This is a genomic window from Fructilactobacillus sp. X2R6C1, from assembly GCF_059901295.1.
This window is the reverse complement of the sequence record NZ_JBWXUZ010000002.1, coordinates 314251-331329: the sequence shown is the minus strand read 5'-3', so window position 1 is coordinate 331329 and position 17079 is coordinate 314251. Positions and strand designations below refer to the sequence as shown.

Sequence of the window (17079 nt, the reverse complement as noted above, 5' to 3'; positions counted from 1 at the left end):
ATAGAAAGTTGCTAATGGTCTTTTCAGCGAATTAGGGTTGGTGTGAGCCTAAAAAAGTAATTATTAGCAAAAGATCACTTCGTTAATAGTCTATGATGCAATGAGAAAATTAACGGTTGTTAATTTTGAATTTGGGTGGTACCACGAAGACTTCGTCCCTATTAGGGCGAGGTCTTTTTATTTTGAGGAGGATACTATGAGAATTAAGGATACGCTAAACTTGGGTAAAACTAAGTTTAAAATGAGAGGAAATCTTCCCGTTAAAGAGGTTGAACGGGAAAAAGTATGGGAAGATAATCAACTTTATCAACAACGGCAAAAACTGAATGAAGGCAAACCATCGTTTGTATTACACGATGGACCTCCGTATGCTAATGGTGATATCCATATGGGACACGCCATGAATAAAATCACCAAAGACATTATTGTTCGATTTAAATCCATGAATGGATACCGTGCTCCTTATGTTCCGGGATGGGATACTCATGGACTACCAATTGAACAGCAACTTAAAAAGAAGGGCTATAATCGCAAAGAGATGTCTACGAATGATTTTCGTAAACTTTGTCACGATTATGCCTTAAAACAAGTTGACCAACAGCGTGATGAATTCAAACGTTTAGGTGTTTCAGCGGACTGGGATAATCCATACCTTACTTTAATGCCCGAATATGAAGCGGCTGAAGTACGTGTTTTTGGTAAAATGGCTGATCGAGGCTTGATTTATAAAGGACTTAAGCCGGTAATTTGGTCTTGGTCATCGGAATCCGCACTAGCGGAAGCAGAAGTTGAGTATCATGATGTGACTTCTCCGTCGGCATTTTTTGCTGAAAAAGTGATTGATGGAAATGGAATTTTAGATGATGATACTTATATGGTTGTCTGGACTACGACGCCCTGGACGATTCCTGGTTCTGAGGGAATTACCGTTGAACCCGACTTTAACTATTCGATTATTCAACACGATGATGACCCGAAAAAATATGTTATCGGAACCGATTTACTTGATAAAGACGCAGAAATGTTCGGATGGGAAGACATCAAAACCTTAAAGACGGTCAAAGGAAAGGATTTAAACAACATTAAAGCCCAACATCCGTTTGATAAAGACCGTCAACTGGTTGTAATGAACGGCGATTTTGTTACTAATGACTCCGGAACTGGGTTAGTTCACACTGCTCCTGGATTTGGTGAGGACGACTATAACATTGGGATGGAATACGGTTTAGATGTATTTGCTCCTGTAGATGCTAAAGGATACCTCACTAAAGAAGCTGGTCCTGATTTTGAAGGTGTCTTTTATGAGGATGCTAACCAAATTGCTTTGGATAAGTTAAAAAAACAGGGACAGTTAATTCATTACATGCCTTATAAACATAGTTATCCCTTTGACTGGCGAACCAAAAAGCCGGTCATTTATCGTGCTACCCCACAGTGGTTTGCCTCAGTTGATAAGATTAGAAAAGAAATCTTGGATGCCGTCGATACGGTTGGATTTAACCCTGATTGGGGCCAAAAGCGACTCTATAACATGATTCGTGATCGTAGTGACTGGGTCATTTCTAGACAGCGAGTTTGGGGAGTTCCACTACCAATTTTCTATGGTGAAGATAGAGAACCAATCATTACTGATGAGACGATTGAACACGTTGCTAGTTTGTTTGGTAAATATGGCTCCGATATTTGGTTTGAAAGGGAAGCCAATGATCTTTTACCAGACGGATTTACTAGTGAGCATTCACCAAATGGTAAGTTTACCAAAGAAAATGACATTATGGATGTTTGGTTCGATTCTGGTACTTCTCATCAGGGCGTTTTGGCTGAACGCCCTGAATTGACGTATCCATCTGATCTCGTTGTTGAAGGATCCGATCAATACCGTGGTTGGTTTAACTCTAGTCTGATTACAAGTGTTGCCTATGCCGACATTGCACCTTACAAACATGTTTTATCACAAGGATTTACCCTGGATAAAAAAGGTCACAAAATGAGTAAATCACTTGGAAATACGATCGCCCCAAGTGATGTTATCAAGCAAATGGGAGCTGACATTGTTCGTTTGTGGGTTACCACTGTTGATACTTCAGCTGACGTGCGGGTATCAATGGGTAATTTTAAGGTCGTTTCTGATAGTTATAAAAAGATCAGAAATACAATTCGGTATATGTTAGCTAATACAAGTGATTTTGATTCAGAATCAGATTCGGTTAAGTATGAAGACATGAACCATGCTGATCAGTACATGATGCTTCGCTTGAATCAATTAATTAAAAACGTTAAAGATGACTACAACAAGTACGATTTCATGAGTATTAACAAGGAGTTACTGTCATTTATTACTAGTGATTTGTCGGCTTTCTACTTGGATTTTGCAAAAGATATTTTGTACATTGATCCTAAGAATGGTCACAGACGCCGTTCAATGCAAACGGTTTTATACGAGGTCCTAGTTGCTTTAACGAAATTAATGACTCCAATCATCCCCCACACGACCGAGGAAATTTGGAATTTCTTAAATGAACCAGAAGAATTTGTTCAGTTGGCTGAAATGCCAGAAGTTAAGCACTTTGACAATGAAGATGAAATTAGTCATCAGTGGGATCAATTTATGAAGTTGAGAAAGAACGTGTTGAAAGCCATGGAACTGGCTCGAGATGGTAAAGTCATTGGTAAGCCGTCTGAAGCTAAATTGACTTTGTATGTTGATGATGCAACTAAGAAGCTTTTTAACGATTTAGGCGTGGATATTGCTCAAATCTTGATGGTTTCTCAATTAGAGGTTAAATCAATTGATGAAGTTGACTCGGATGCGGATCGATTTGATGATAACTTAGCAATTAAAGTAGAGCATGCCAAAGGTGAGACCTGTGTTCGTTGTCGTCTCATTAAGCAGGATGTTGGTTCTGACCCAGATTACCCAGAGTTCTGTGGTCGTTGTGCTAAGATTGTTAAAGAAGAGTTTCCAGAAACAGCAACAGACGGATTTGAAGAAAAGTAATGGAATCGGGATTTGATCCCGATTTTTTATTAACAAAGGGGTAAAACGAAATGAAAGGTACGATTAAAAGTTACGAAAGGGATAAGGGATTTGGGTACATTGAGGTTCCTAATTCTGATGACATTTTCATGCATATTACTGGGATTATTTCTGGAAATCCAAAGCAAATTAAGCCCGGTGATCAAGTTGATTTTGTGAAAGCCATGGGACAACACGGCTTTCAGGCTGCTAAGGTGGTTTTACATCAAGATTAAAGCAATTGCATTGGGGTTATATTATGGTTAAACTATTTTTGGAAGGTGATTATTATGGATTTTGAAGAAAAAGTAATTAGTAGTAAACCGGTTTATAATGGACCAATTGCTCAAGTAGAAGAACAGCAAGTTAAGCTTCCAAATGGACACCTGGCCTCTAGAGAGATTATTCACCACTGTAAATCAGTAGCAATGCTTGCAATCACCTCAGACAATAAAATGATTTTAGAGAAACAATGGCGCGCCCCAGCAAAACAAGTGATGATTGAAATCCCTGCAGGTAAATTGGATGATCGCGACAATGATTCACCGATTCATGCCGTTAAAAGGGAATTAAATGAAGAAGTTCGATATAACGCTAAGGAAATTAAAGAGCTTTATTCATTTTATCCATCAGTTGGAATTTCTGATGAGTATATGTATTTGTACTTAGTGGAGGGATTAACCCCAGTGAAGACAAAGTTACCTAGAGATCCTGGTGAATTTTTAGAAATTAATGAGTATACGCTAGATGAAGCCAAACAAATGATGAAAAGTGGCAAAATCATTGATGCTAAGACAATTATGGCAATCCAATACTGGGAATTGATGCAGAAATAGGCGGTCAATATATGGTAGTTAATGATAGGGAAAAAGATCGGTCTGAAATGACTAGATCTGAGTATCAGCGCATGTATGGTGATAGCGGGAGAAGAGATCCCCGTACTCGTTATGATAATGAATCAGAAAATCAAGAGACTCGGCATGCCCGTTTGAAAAAGCGAAGCTGGTTTGACCGATTGTTTCATCGTGCTAATAAGGGTCAATCCGATGAATCTTCGGGGAATTATTATACCGATCAACCGAACTCATATGAAAGAGAAAGACAAGATGCTTCTGAGTACAAACGTAAACGACTCGGAAGAAGATTGAATGTCGTTATATTATTATTATTGTTATTAATTGTGCTCGTGCTAGCAATTATGAGATTCGTTGGATAATTTAGGAGAATTTGGGAAAATGAAAACATTTGGAATTATTTGTGCAATGGATGAAGAAATTAAATCTTTAAAATCAGCATTAAAAAATGAGAGAGAAAAAGATATTAATGGCATCAAGTTTTATGAAGGGACCATCGATGGTCAAAAAGTTGTCTTAGTAAAATCCGGGATTGGCAAAGTTGAAGCAGGAATTACAGCGGCCCTTTTACTTGAGAATTTTGATGTTGATGTAATCATTCATTCTGGATCAGCAGCTGGCATTGGGGAAGGACTGAGCGTTGGGGACTTAGTAATCTCTACTCAAACTGCTTATCATGACGTTGATGCTACTGCTGCAGGATATGAATACGGTCAATTACCCGGTCAGCCAGCTCGATTTGACGCTTCTAACACTTGGATTAATAAAATTACCGATGCTTCAAAAGATACCGGAATTAACCCTAAAAAGGGTTTGATTGTTACCGGAGATCAATTCATTGCTGGACAAAAAATGATCAATGAAATTCTGAAAAATTTTCCAGATGCCTTATCGGCTGAGATGGAAGGCGCCGCAGTAGGACAAGTTGCCCACCAGTTTAATATTCCGTACGTCGTTATTAGAGCGATGTCAGATGTTGGTGATGAAAACGCTAATCAGAGTTTTGACGAGTTTGTTGTTGACGCCGGGAAACGTTCGGCACAGATGCTATTAAATTTATTTAAGAATACTAAAGAAGCTTAGAGGGATGATTTAATTGGGTGAGATCTATTTAGATAACGCCGCAACCACACCAGTCTCCAGCGAAGTGCTGGATGATATGTATGATAAGTTTAAAAACAATTTTGGAAATGCTTCAACTCTATATCAGCTTGGGAGACAATCCAAAGAAATTTTGGAAGATAGTCGACATGTGATTGCTAAAAGTATTAATGCGGACGATAACGAAATCGTATTTACAAGTGGTGGAACCGAAAGTGATAACACGGCAGTAATTAGAACAGCTGAGGCTCGAAAGAGTCTTGGTAATCACATTATTACAACTTCGATTGAACACGAAGCAATTTTAAAACCAATGAAATATTTAGAAGATCATGGATTTAGAGTTACTTATTTGCCGGTTGACAAGCAAGGTAATATTTCTTTAACTGATCTGAAGAATGCGCTTGATGATGACACGATTTTGGTTTCAATCATGATGGGAAATAATGAAGTGGGTAGTAAGAATCCGATTCACGAAATTGGGGAACTACTTAAAGATCATCAGGCTTGGTTTCATACGGATGCTGTGCAAGCCTATGGTCTACTTGATATTGATGTCAAAAGGGATCATATTGATTTACTATCTACATCGGCTCATAAGTTAAATGGTCCAAAAATGATTGGTTTTTTGTATCGACGAAATGGAATTAATTTTACCAGTTATATTATGGGTGGCGATCAGGAAGACAAACGACGTGCTGGAACCGAAAATATTCCCCAAATATCAGGATTTGCTACGGCTGTTAGAAACCTTCCTAGTGAAAAGAAAAAGCAACGAAGAGAAGATTTTAGGCGATTTAAGCGCGAAGTGGTTGATGGATTAACTAATAACGGGATTGACATCGACGTAAACGGATCGATGAGTGATAATACCCTGCCACATGTCTTAAACATTTGGATCAAAGGAATTTCTACCTATGTTATGCAGACTAATTTAGATTTAGCGGGGATTGCCGTGTCGGGTGGATCAGCATGTACCGCTGGTAGTTTAGAACCTTCTCATGTTTTAACTGCAATGTTTGGAAAAGATAGTCCTAGACTTTCAGAATCCATTCGAGTTAGTTTTGGGGCATATACCACTGATGAAGACATTCAAAAATTAGTTACTGAGATTACGGCGATTGTTCATCGCTTGAAGAAGGGAAACAAGAAGTAATGGCATTTTCAAAGGTAGTCCAGTTAAAGGGTGGAACTGACAAATATGAGTTAAACCCAGAAATCAAACAATACACTTTACTTGACCTTGGTTTTAACACCACTAAAAGTGGTAATTTTTCCTATAAGAAATCCATTGACCCAGAGTCTCCATTCAATAAAAGGGCGATCAAGCTTAAGATTACAATTAATTCTGATATGAGTGAATTTAAGATGGCAGTCGTTGATGGTAATGAAATGAGTGATGTGGATATCTTTTCTAATGATAATCATCAAGAAGAACGTGATCAGTTTAATTTCATTATGCAGAATATGATTTTAAGAAAAGTATTCCAAAAAGTGTAGAAGAGTGAAAAGTTGCAGGAATGTTAGTTAGTAGAGTATGATAGTAAATACTGGAATTGCGACCTTCAAATCGTAGATTTTCAGAATCTAAAGAATGATGGTGATGTTATGCAAGATAACAGTAAAACACGTGTTGTTGTTGGTATGAGTGGTGGTGTTGACTCTTCAGTTGCCGCCTACCTCTTAAAACAACAGGGATACGATGTTGTTGGAGTCTTCATGAAGAACTGGGATGACACCGATGCTGATGGTGTTTGTACCGCTACTGAAGACTACAAGGACGTTGCTCATGTTGCTAACGAAATCGGCATCCCATATTATTCTGTTAACTTTGAACATGAGTATTGGGACCGAGTCTTCAAGTATTTCTTAGCGGAATACAAACGCGGACGTACTCCTAATCCTGATGTAATTTGTAATACTGAGATTAAGTACAAAGCTTTTCTCGAGTATGCAATGGATCTTGGTGCCGATTATATTGCAATGGGGCATTATGCTCAGTTGAAACGTGATAAAGAAGGACACAACCACTTATTACGTTCCACAGATCTTAATAAAGATCAAACTTACTTTTTAAGTCAACTTTCAGCGGATCAATTGGATCGAGTAATGTTTCCAGTTGGTGGAATGACTAAACCTGAGGTTAGAAAAATTGCTAAAGAAGCTAACCTTTGGGTAGCCGACAAAAAGGATTCAATGGGAGTTTGTTTCATTGGTCCAAACAACTTTAATAATTTTCTTAGCAAATACCTTCCTGCTAAACCAGGTAAAATGATGACCTTTGATGGTGAAGTTAAGGGTCATCATAATGGGCTGATGTATTATACAATTGGTCAGAGGAAAGGTCTCGGTATTGGTGGAGATGGTTATGATAATCGACCTTGGTTTGTTGTTGGTAAGGATCTTTCTAAGAATATTCTGTACGTTGGAAAGGGTTATGACAATGAACATTTATATGCTGATTATTTAACTGCTTCTGGTCTTTCTTGGATTGATTCCAATACGCGAGGAAATGATTTTCACTGCACGGCTAAGTTTAGGTATCGTCAAAAGGATACTGGGGTTACCGTTCATATTGATGACGATAATAATCATGTTAAGGTAACTTTTGATGAACCAGTTCGGTCAATTACTCCCGGACAGGCAGTGGTTTTTTATGACGGTCAAGAATGTTTAGGAACCGCTACGATTGATGCCGCGTTTAAAAATGATCATGAACTACAATATGTATAATATTTAAACAAAGTTCGACTCGTTTTGAGTCGGACTTTTTTGATAATTTAATTCTAAACTGGCATAATAAAGCTATATCAATGTGTGTGAGGGATTTAAATGAGACTTTATTTTGTGAGACATGGGAAGACCGAATGGAATCTTGAAAGTAGGTATCAAGGTGCCGGAGGTGATTCACCGCTTCTTGACGAAAGTTACCATGAAATGGATCAAGCGGGTAAATTTCTTTCGGGTGTTCAATTTGCACATATTTATGCAAGCCCTATCAAAAGAGCATGAATTACCGCTTTCCATATTCAAAAATGGTTAAAATCTCCAGTCTCCATTTCACTGGACAGTCGCTTGGAAGAGTTTCATCTCGGTAAGATGGAAGGAATGAAATTTACTGATGTGCAAAAGAAATTCCCAGAAGAATTTGATGCCTTTCGTAACCATCCAGATCAATATCGTCCTGAAGCAATTGGTGGGGAGGATTTCCCTGCATTAATTAAACGAATGCAAAGTAAAATTGGTGAAATTACGCAAAATTACAATAGTAACGATAATATTTTAATTGTTAGTCATGGAGCAGCTCTAAATGCTTTGATTAATTCATTATTAGGAATCCCTCTGAGAGATTTACGGAAACGTGGTGGATTGGCTAATACAAGTACTACCGTTATTGAAACTAGTAATCATGGCAAAACGTATCGATTGGTGGATTGGAATGACACCAGTTATTTAGATAGGGAAATTGAAAAATCAGATTTAGTGTAATAGGAGTAAGGCTATGACAGATAATGGACGAGAAAATAAACCAACGGAAGATCCCCGTCAAAAGCAAGCGGGGGAAACACTTCATAAGTTAGTAAAAGATATTGATGATCACCCCAAGGACTACCGAACTTACTATGATTTAAGTGTGTTTTTAGTTGAGCTTAAAAGTTATACCCAGGCTGAAGAGTTATTAATGAAGGCTTTGGGTTTATTTGGCGATTCAAATAAAAAAGCAAAAAGCACGCTGTTATATGGTTTAGGTAACGTATATTATTCTGCTGGTGAATATGAAAAAGCCATTCAACAATTTCAGCAGGTGAATGATCCTGAGTTAAAAAAAGACGCTTACGTGATGTTGGCTCAAAGTTATATGGGGAAAAAGGACTATAAGAGAGCTTTAGTGTTTTTATTAACGGCTCAAGAATTAGCAAAGCAAGATTCTGAAATTAATCGAATGATGGGGGAGTGCCTAATGGCACTTGGTGATTTCGATCAAGCAGCCGATTTTTACGATCGAGTTCTAAAAAGTAATCCAAATGATGGGAAAGCTAATTTCGATCGGGGATTAATTGCGATGGTGATTGGTGAACCATTTGATGATTATTTCAAGAAAGCCGAAAAGTACGATAAGAAAAATTTTGATGCCAAACAAAGTCAGATAAAAGACATTGAAAAAGTCGTTAAATTAAATAAACAAAAAAATGAGCACCCTGATGACTCGAAACCAAATGATTCCAAAAAATAGGAGAAAATAATTGTCTGAATCCATGGATTTATTTCAAACGAACGAAAAATTGAATAATTCATCTCAAAACGAGCAACCATTTGTGAAGGGACAAGTTCAGACAACTTTTTTTGAAAGTTCAGATAGTTTCTACAAAGTTTTGCTGGTAAAGGTTAATGAAACCAATGTAGATTGGCATGAAGATGAAATTGTTATCACTGGTAACTTTGCGGATATTAGTGATGATATCACCTATCGTTTTATTGGTAAGTTGGTTGACCATCCCAAGTATGGAAAGCAATTTCAAGCTGAAAACTACGAGCGGGTTGGTCAAACTTCCAAAAAGGGTTTGGTTAATTATTTATCAGGTGATGAATTTACTGGTATCGGGCCGAAGACTGCCGAAAAAGTTGTTAACAAATTGGGAACGAATTTAATTGAGAAGGTTTTAGAAAACCCGGCGGTTTTAAATTCAGTTGGATTAACCAAGAAGCAAAAGGATGTAATTACAAAAGTAATTCACGAAAATAATGGGGTTGAACAAACCATCGTTGGGCTGAATAGTTATGGCTTCGGCAGTAGCTTAGCTTCTGCCATCTTTAAAAAGTATAAAGAGCAGGCTTTAGAAGTCATTAAGAATAATCCTTACCAACTCGTTGAAGATATTTCTGGAATTAGCTTTAAGCGTGCTGATCGAATTGCGAATAAGGTTGGAGTAGATTACAACGATAAAGGACGGTTGCGTGCCGGATTACTGACAGCTCTTGACTCTTTATCCATTAAAAGTGGTAATACGTATTCTGACACTAGAGAATTGATGCAAGAAAGCACTCGAATTCTTGAAACCGATCGAACGCAGAGTATTGACGATAAGAAGTTAGGTGAAGAATTGTATGATTTAGCTAAAGACCAAAAAATTGTCGTTGATGAAGATAAAATTTATTTAAAAAATCTATACGATGACGAGATACGCATTGCTGAAAACATCAAGCGAATTGAGCAGGGTGGCAAAAAGGCGGAGGATCAACCTAATGATTTTTCTAAGATAATTGGCAAAGTTGAGAGTGAGGTCGGAATTGAGTATGACGACTCTCAGAAAAAAGCCATTAATGAAGCAATGATAAACCCTGCATTTTTGCTTACTGGTGGTCCTGGAACTGGGAAAACGACTATTATCAACGGAATTGTTAGAACGTTTGCCAAAGCTAATGATTTATCTTTAGATATTAATGACTATAAAGAACAAGCATATCCAGTATTATTAGCAGCTCCTACTGGGCGAGCTGCCAAGAAAATGAGTGAGTCAACTAAAATTCCTGCCAGTACCATTCATCGCTTGCTAGGTCTTACTGGTCATGGCGATGAAGAAGCTGCCAATGATTTGGAGGGTGGTTTGTTAATCGTTGATGAAATGTCGATGGTGGATACAGACTTATTTAAAATTTTATGCCAGGCGGTTCCAAACGGTATGAAGGTGATCTTTGTTGGTGATAAAGATCAGTTACCGTCGGTTGGTCCCGGTCAGGTTTTTTATGATTTACTCCGTTCTCACACAATTCCTAGCGTGGAATTAAACCAAATTCATCGTCAAAATGACGGATCAACCATTGTAGAATTAGCCCATGATATCAAGAATGGTGAGATGCCCAAAACACTTTTAAAAAACCAAAGGGATCGTAGCTTTATTAATTGTAATACCCAACAAGTTGATTCGGTAATTAAGCAGATTGTTAATAAGGCCAAAACGAAAGGATTTAGTTCTACGGATGTACAAGTACTGGCTCCAATGTATCGTGGAACTGCAGGGATTGATCGTTTAAACGTTGAGATTCAAAACATTATGAATCCTAAAACGGCTGACTCTCAGAAAGAAGTTGACTTTAGGGGAACCACTTATCGAATTGGCGATAAGGTTCTTCAACTTGTAAATGTCCCTGAGAATAACATTTTTAACGGTGATATTGGTAAAGTCGTTGGAATTGAAGTTAATAGCGATAATAAGCATTATCTAGATAAACTGGTCATTGCGTTTGATCAAAATGAGGTTACCTATACTCGAAATGACTGGAATCAGTTAACACTTGCCTACTGTACCTCGATTCATAAAGCTCAGGGTAGTGAGTTCGAAATGGTTATCTTACCGATTGTTCCTCAGTATAAGAGGATGCTTAAAAGGAATTTATTGTATACTGCAGTTACTAGAGCTTCGAAAATGTTGATTATGATTGGAGATCCAAATTCATTTGAAGAATGTATTGAAAATGAATCGGTTAATCGGAAAACGACTTTGAAGCAACGGTTACAATACGTGATTGACGAAGAGTTTACTCCAAAGGTAATTGGAAATTCAAAAAAGGGTAGACCGACTTTTAAAAAGAAAACTCCCTCAGATTTTATTTTATCGGAGGATCAGATTATTGAAAATACAATTGATCCCATGATTGGGATGCAGGGAATTACCCCTCAAAATTTTAATAATGATAAATGAATTAAATTCGATTATAATGTAGGTAGTAATTAGTTGGTTATGAGGGGAAACTTGATGGTGAAAACAAAAAAAGAAAAAAAGTCGGCAAAGATATTTGCGTTGAATTCGAATCATCCGTTAGCAGAAAAGATTTCTGAATATAGTGGAATGGACCTTGGTAAAGCAACCATTAATCATTTTAGTGATGGTGAAATTCAAATTTCAATTGATGAAAGTATTCGTGGAGATGATGTGTACATCGTTCAATCGCTTTCTGATCCTGTTAATGATAATTTGATGGAACTGATGATTATGATTGATGCGGTTCGAAGAACTAGTCCCCATGCTATTAACGTGGTAATCCCGTACTATGGATATTCAAGATCTGACCGAAAGGCGCGTTCCAGAGAACCAATTACTGCAAAATTAATTGCTACCTTTCTTGAATCTAGTGCGGTAGATCGAGTGATTACTCTTGATTTGCATGCGGCACAAATTCAGGGATTTTTTGATATCCCAGTTGATCACTTACGGTCACTTGAGTTAATGGGTAATTACCTAAAAGAACATGATATTAGTAATGACGCCGTTGTGGTTTCACCCGATTATAATAGTGTCGCCAAGGCACGAGGAATGGCTGGCTACTTGAACCTTCCGATTGCAATTGTTGATAATCGAAATCCTGAGGATCTAAGTCAGGTTCCTAGTACGATTATTGGTGATGTAAAGGGTAAAAAGGCAATTGTTGTTGATGATATGATTGTGACGGGTGAGAAGATGAAAATCACTGCTCAAGCGATTATGAATGCGGGAGCAAAAGCGGTTTATGTAGTTGCTACTCATCCTGTTCTTACTGAAGAAGCGAGACAAAACCTTTCCGATCCAGCCATTAAACAGGTGATCGTTTCCGATTCAATTGTCGTTCCACAGAATAAGAGAATTGATAAAATGGTGATCGTTTCAGTTGGCAAGCTGATTGGTGATGCCTTAAAATTAATTGAGAACGAACAATCAACAAGTAAATTGTTTAAGTAATATAAATTTGGAGGGATTCTAATGGTATTTAGAGCAAAAGATGATCGTTACGATAATATGAAAGTAAGACGTGCAGGAACAACGGGACTGCAGTTACCCGCATTATCATTTGGAATGTGGCACAGCTTCGGTGACGATGCTAATTTTAAAGATAGTGAAAAGGTAATGCTCCATGCTTTCAACAAGGGAATCTTTAGCTTTGATTTAGCTAATAACTATGGGCCCGGTTCAGGTGCTGCTGAAAGAATGTTTGGCCAAGTTTATCGACGCGATTTAAAGCCTTACCGTGATGAATTAATTATCACCACTAAAGCTGGATTTCATATGTGGCCAGGTGTTTATGGTAACTATTCTTCAAAGAAGACCCTCGTTACTGCGCTAGATCAAAGTCTTCAAAGAATGGGACTTGATTATGTGGATATTTATTATACCCATCGATTTGATCCTAATACTCGATTAGAAGAGACTGCTGAAGCCCTTGATGGATTAGTTCGTGCAGGTAAAGCACTTTACATTGGAATTTCTAATTATGATGGCCATCAGACTGCTGAAATGATTAAATTATTTAAGGAACTGAAGACTCCGTTTGTAGTTAACCAGAGTTCATATAATATGCTTAATCGAGAGCCGGAAGATGATGGGACCCTTAAGACCTTAGCAGATAATCATGATGGCTTTATTGCTTACGGTCCTTTGGCAGAGGGCCTTTTGACTAGTAAGTATCTAAAGGGGATTCCAAGTAACATTAAATTGCATAAGACTAACAAGTTTATTTTGGCTAATGGTGATGAAAGTGCTGTTAATAAACTAAATAAATTAAACGATATTGCACAGAATCGTGACCAGACACTTGCCCAAATGTCATTAGCATGGCTATTACACGATCCAACGATTGCCAGTGTGGTCACTGGTGCGTCAAAAGTCGATCATTTAGATGATAACCTGAAAGCATTAGATAATCTTGACTTTACTCAAGATGAATTAGATGAAATTGACAAAATCGTTAAGTATAAATAATTAAAAAAGGTATGCTTACTAAGCGTACCTTTTTGTTATTAAGACTAATAATAATATATGAGACTAAAATAAGGGCTGAATCCAAACAATTGGATTCAGCCCTTATTGTTAATTGTTCATGATTAGCATTGGCAAGATTAGGGGACTTCTTTGTGTTTTTTCATATAAGAAGTTTGATAAATCATTGACAATTGCTTTACTAATTGATTTTTCGTCTGCATTTTTATTCTTCATGGCACGACGGATGGTTCTAAAGACTAACTTTCGTCCTTCATCAAGTAATTCACCTGATTCGCGCATATAAACGAATCCACGTGAGAGAAGGTCAGGACCAGATTGGATTTCCTGGTTCTTTAAGTTGATGGTAGCAACCACCACTACTAAACCTTCTTCTGAAAGAAGTTGACGATCTCTTAGGACTTTGTCTCCAATATTTCCAACGCCATTACCATCAATATAAACATCACCAGCATTGAAGTATCCAGCAACACGAGCACTATCTTTTGTTAAAGCAAGTACTTCGCCATTTTTTAGGATAAAACAATGGTCGGCAGGGACCCCACATTCTTGCGCAAGTTTAGTGTGGATCTTTAACATTCGGTATTCACCATGGATCGGAACAAAGAACTTTGGCTTCATTAAACGAAGCATTAGTTTTTCTTCTTCTTGGCCACCGTGTCCAGAAGTATGAATGTTATTAATCTTACCGTGGATGACTTTAGCGCCGTCTTCTTCAAGCTCATTAATGACCCGGTTGACACTTAATGTGTTACCTGGAATTGGGTTACTTGAAAAGACAACCGTATCACCTGGTTGAATCGAAATTTGTCGGTGAGTTCCGTTAGCAATTCGAGCCAAAGCAGCCATTGGTTCACCTTGAGAGCCGGTACACAGGATCATAACCTTATCTGCCGGTAAGTGCTTTAACTCTTGAGCATCGACGAAAGCACTGTCGGGAACGTCTAGATAACCAAGTTTTCTACCATTGACAATGGCTGCTTCCATACTTCTACCAAATACAGCAATTTTACGATCATGAGCTAGTGCCGTATCAATAGCCGTTTTAATTCTTGAGAGGTTGGAAGCAAAGGTAGCAAAAATAATACGGCCCTTGACTTCGTCAAAAATATGACGAACGGATTTTCCAACCCATTTTTCTGACTTAGTCCAAACCGGCTTTTCGGCATTGGTACTGTCAGCCATCAAACAGAGTACACCTTCCTCACCCAGTTTGGCCATGGCTTGTAAATCAGGCGGCTGATTAGTGACAGGCGTGAGATCGAACTTATAATCTCCCGTTTCCACAATGACACCGTCAGGCGTATGAACAGCGACTCCCATTGTATCTGGTATCGAATGAGTGGTTCTAAAAAAAGAAACACTCGTCTTTTTGAATTTCAAAACTGACTTATCATTAATCTCGTGAAGTTCAGCCTGTTTTAACAAGCCGTGCTCTTCCAATTTGTTTTTGATTAATGCTAATGCTAGCGGGCCAGCGTAAATTGGAACGTTGAGAACCTTTAAAAGAAAGGGCACACCACCGATATGATCTTCATGACCATGGGTGATTACAAGTGCCTTAATTTTGTCCTTATTATCAATTAAGTACTGATAATCTGGGATGACATAGTCAATTCCCAATTGATCATCTTCTGGGAACTTGATTCCAGCATCAATTAAGATGATTTCATCCTGGAATTGTACACCATAAGTATTCTTACCAATTTCTCCGAGTCCACCAACACCATAAATAGCAGTTTCGTTATTTTTGATGTTTAATTTCTTCATAACTAGTTAAACTCCGTAATTTTAAAACCGGGATCATTTTTTTCAAATTCAAGGTGCTTCCCTTCGAGCGGTTCAATGAATTCAATGTTGTACTTTGTGTGTTGTTCAAGTTTAGTTCTAACGTCAGCAACGGTTTTAGCTTCTAAGTAAATCGTTTTAGTTGCTTCACGTTTAGGGTTAGAATTATTTTCATCTTGATATAAAACCTTGTAAATCAATATAATTACTCCTTTTTTGTTGATTTAATGTTATTTTTCGTACATTAGGTTGCAGGAACGCAACAATTAATCATATTTTAGCATATTATGGTAAATAAGTATAGAATCATGTGAATCGACAAACATGTTTCATGTTAGAATTGATCTATAAATTTACCTAATAATCAATAATGGGAGAAGAACAGTGAAAATATTTTTAGAATTGGTCGTTGCAATTGTCGTTGCTTTTTTAATTTATAACTGTTTGCACTATTTTTTTGTCACTTTACCGACCAAAAGGTATCAGTTAAAAATGAAGCATAGCGTTGATGGCGAAATCTATAAAGTGGTCAAATACTTTGAGGTTGAAGACAAACGTGAAATTGTGCAAAGTTACGTTGGGTCACAAGTACTGTCTGATTTCTGGGGTAGGGGAGTGATGGTTTTTGAATATCGTTGCGTTGTAAAAGAGGGCTATGATGATGCGGATCTCTTACGGGACCTTTTTAATCAAAAACTATCTGAATATGCCATTTCAGATGGTTTTATTGATTCCAATCATAAAAAAACGTTGATTGTGACTGACTGTTGGTTGAACAAAAGCGTAATGGTTTTTGATGTAGCCAATGTTATTAATCCTGCAACTCATGAATATTTAAGTGATTTGGATAAGTTAAATGAAAAAGAAAGGGAGACGTAGTAACGTCTCCCACAAAAAAACAATATTAATCAAAAAATACTTCATCTTCGGTTTTGGAAAATGGATCATCTTTGTCGATATGATCGTAAAACAGAGTTCCGTGAAGATGATCAATTTCATGTTGAGCAATGATGGCTGGGTAGTGTTTTAACCTGACTTGATGAACTTTACCGCTCAAATCTTGATATTTAATCGTAACACGGTCTGCCCTCGGAACAAAACCAGGGACATCACGATCGACCGATAAGCATCCTTCACCTTCAGTTAATGCACCACGTTGAACGGAGTTTGAGATAATAACTGGATTTATCATAATTGCCTTGAAGGGCGATTTTTGGTCTTCGCCTTCTGGTGGGGTTAAAACAGCAGCCATTGATTTGGATTGTCCAACTTGTGGAGCTGCCAAACCAACTCCTGCTCGCAAATGGTACTTTTTACATTGTTCAGGATCCTGACTAACTTCCAAGTAATTCATCATTTTTTCGCCTAATTTACGATCTTCATCGCTAAGTGGAAATTTAACGGGTTGACTTTGTTCCCGTAACACAGGATTTCCCTCTCGAGTTATGTCTTTCATTAAGTACATAACGTTTTACCTCCTAATTCATGTCAACTTCTACCAGTTATTTTATCATAAATCGCAAAACCAGTTAATTTCATGGTATTTCAGTATTTTAATTTACTCTTATGT

General features: G+C 37.6%; 16 protein-coding genes and 1 pseudogene. 14 read left to right on the top strand and 3 right to left on the bottom strand.

Features of this window, described 5'->3' with window-relative positions:
- The first annotated feature begins 196 nt into the window (after nucleotides 1-196).
- The 13 genes and pseudogenes from ileS (at nucleotide 197) to AC6UDF_RS03665 (ending at nucleotide 13703) form a co-directional block, all read left to right on the top strand.
- A complete protein-coding gene (gene ileS, locus AC6UDF_RS03725) occupies nucleotides 197-2998 on the top strand; it encodes an isoleucine--tRNA ligase (protein WP_500723832.1) in 2802 nt (933 codons plus the stop codon).
- 50 nt (nucleotides 2999-3048) lie between these two features.
- A complete protein-coding gene (locus tag AC6UDF_RS03720; protein WP_500693923.1) occupies nucleotides 3049-3252 on the top strand; it encodes a cold-shock protein in 204 nt (67 codons plus the stop codon).
- Nucleotides 3253-3306: 54 nt separating this feature from the next.
- Nucleotides 3307-3852, top strand: coding sequence for an NUDIX domain-containing protein (locus AC6UDF_RS03715; protein WP_500711116.1), 546 nt, complete (start codon nucleotides 3307-3309; stop codon nucleotides 3850-3852).
- An 11-nt stretch (nucleotides 3853-3863) separates the two neighbouring features.
- The gene (locus tag AC6UDF_RS03710; RefSeq protein WP_500699385.1) at nucleotides 3864-4232 is read left to right on the top strand and encodes a hypothetical protein; all 369 of its coding nucleotides are present in this window, start codon (nucleotides 3864-3866) and stop codon (nucleotides 4230-4232) included.
- 19 nt (nucleotides 4233-4251) lie between these two features.
- Nucleotides 4252-4953, top strand: a complete 702-nt coding sequence (locus AC6UDF_RS03705) for a 5'-methylthioadenosine/adenosylhomocysteine nucleosidase (protein WP_500701166.1) — start codon at nucleotides 4252-4254, stop codon at nucleotides 4951-4953.
- 13 nt (nucleotides 4954-4966) lie between these two features.
- Entirely contained in the window at nucleotides 4967-6127 is a 1161-nt protein-coding gene (locus AC6UDF_RS03700) for a cysteine desulfurase family protein (protein WP_500701165.1), read from the top strand.
- Nucleotides 6127-6471, top strand: coding sequence for a DUF1831 domain-containing protein (locus tag AC6UDF_RS03695; protein ID WP_500711114.1), 345 nt, complete (start codon nucleotides 6127-6129; stop codon nucleotides 6469-6471). The genes AC6UDF_RS03700 and AC6UDF_RS03695 overlap by 1 nt, the downstream gene beginning before the upstream one ends.
- 108 nt (nucleotides 6472-6579) lie before the next feature.
- Nucleotides 6580-7704, top strand: coding sequence for a tRNA 2-thiouridine(34) synthase MnmA (mnmA, locus tag AC6UDF_RS03690; protein WP_500693917.1), 1125 nt, complete (start codon nucleotides 6580-6582; stop codon nucleotides 7702-7704).
- Between the two features lie 99 nt (nucleotides 7705-7803).
- A pseudogene (locus AC6UDF_RS03685) lies at nucleotides 7804-8460 on the top strand (histidine phosphatase family protein).
- Between the two features lie 13 nt (nucleotides 8461-8473).
- Nucleotides 8474-9205, top strand: coding sequence for a tetratricopeptide repeat protein (locus AC6UDF_RS03680; RefSeq protein WP_500706374.1), 732 nt, complete (start codon nucleotides 8474-8476; stop codon nucleotides 9203-9205).
- Nucleotides 9206-9215: 10 nt separating this feature from the next.
- Nucleotides 9216-11672, top strand: a complete 2457-nt coding sequence (gene recD2, locus AC6UDF_RS03675; RefSeq protein WP_500706375.1) for an SF1B family DNA helicase RecD2 — start codon at nucleotides 9216-9218, stop codon at nucleotides 11670-11672.
- 54 nt (nucleotides 11673-11726) lie between these two features.
- On the top strand, nucleotides 11727-12686 hold the full coding sequence (locus tag AC6UDF_RS03670; RefSeq protein ID WP_500706376.1) for a ribose-phosphate diphosphokinase: 960 nt from the start codon (nucleotides 11727-11729) through the stop codon (nucleotides 12684-12686).
- 21 nt (nucleotides 12687-12707) lie between these two features.
- On the top strand, nucleotides 12708-13703 hold the full coding sequence (locus AC6UDF_RS03665; RefSeq protein WP_500693912.1) for an aldo/keto reductase: 996 nt from the start codon (nucleotides 12708-12710) through the stop codon (nucleotides 13701-13703).
- A gap of 108 nt (nucleotides 13704-13811) precedes the next feature.
- Here the strand turns inward: AC6UDF_RS03665 and rnjA are convergent, their stop codons facing one another.
- Both rnjA and AC6UDF_RS03655 read right to left on the bottom strand, forming a co-directional pair.
- Nucleotides 13812-15491, bottom strand: a complete 1680-nt coding sequence (rnjA, locus tag AC6UDF_RS03660; protein WP_500693911.1) for a ribonuclease J1 — start codon at nucleotides 15489-15491, stop codon at nucleotides 13812-13814.
- Nucleotides 15492-15493: 2 nt separating this feature from the next.
- Nucleotides 15494-15709 (bottom strand): DNA-directed RNA polymerase subunit epsilon, encoded by a 216-nt coding sequence (locus tag AC6UDF_RS03655; RefSeq protein ID WP_500693910.1) that lies wholly within the window; start codon nucleotides 15707-15709, stop codon nucleotides 15494-15496.
- 184 nt (nucleotides 15710-15893) lie between these two features.
- On the opposite strand from AC6UDF_RS03655, the gene AC6UDF_RS03650 reads away from it, so the two are divergent.
- Nucleotides 15894-16388 carry a hypothetical protein gene (locus AC6UDF_RS03650; protein ID WP_500693909.1) on the top strand — a complete coding sequence of 165 codons (495 nt, stop codon included), beginning with the start codon at nucleotides 15894-15896 and terminating at the stop codon, nucleotides 16386-16388.
- Nucleotides 16389-16413: 25 nt separating this feature from the next.
- On the opposite strand, the gene def is transcribed toward AC6UDF_RS03650, so the two are convergent.
- On the bottom strand, nucleotides 16414-16974 hold the full coding sequence (gene def / locus AC6UDF_RS03645; RefSeq protein WP_500693908.1) for a peptide deformylase: 561 nt from the start codon (nucleotides 16972-16974) through the stop codon (nucleotides 16414-16416).
- Nucleotides 16975-17079: the final 105 nt, after the last annotated feature.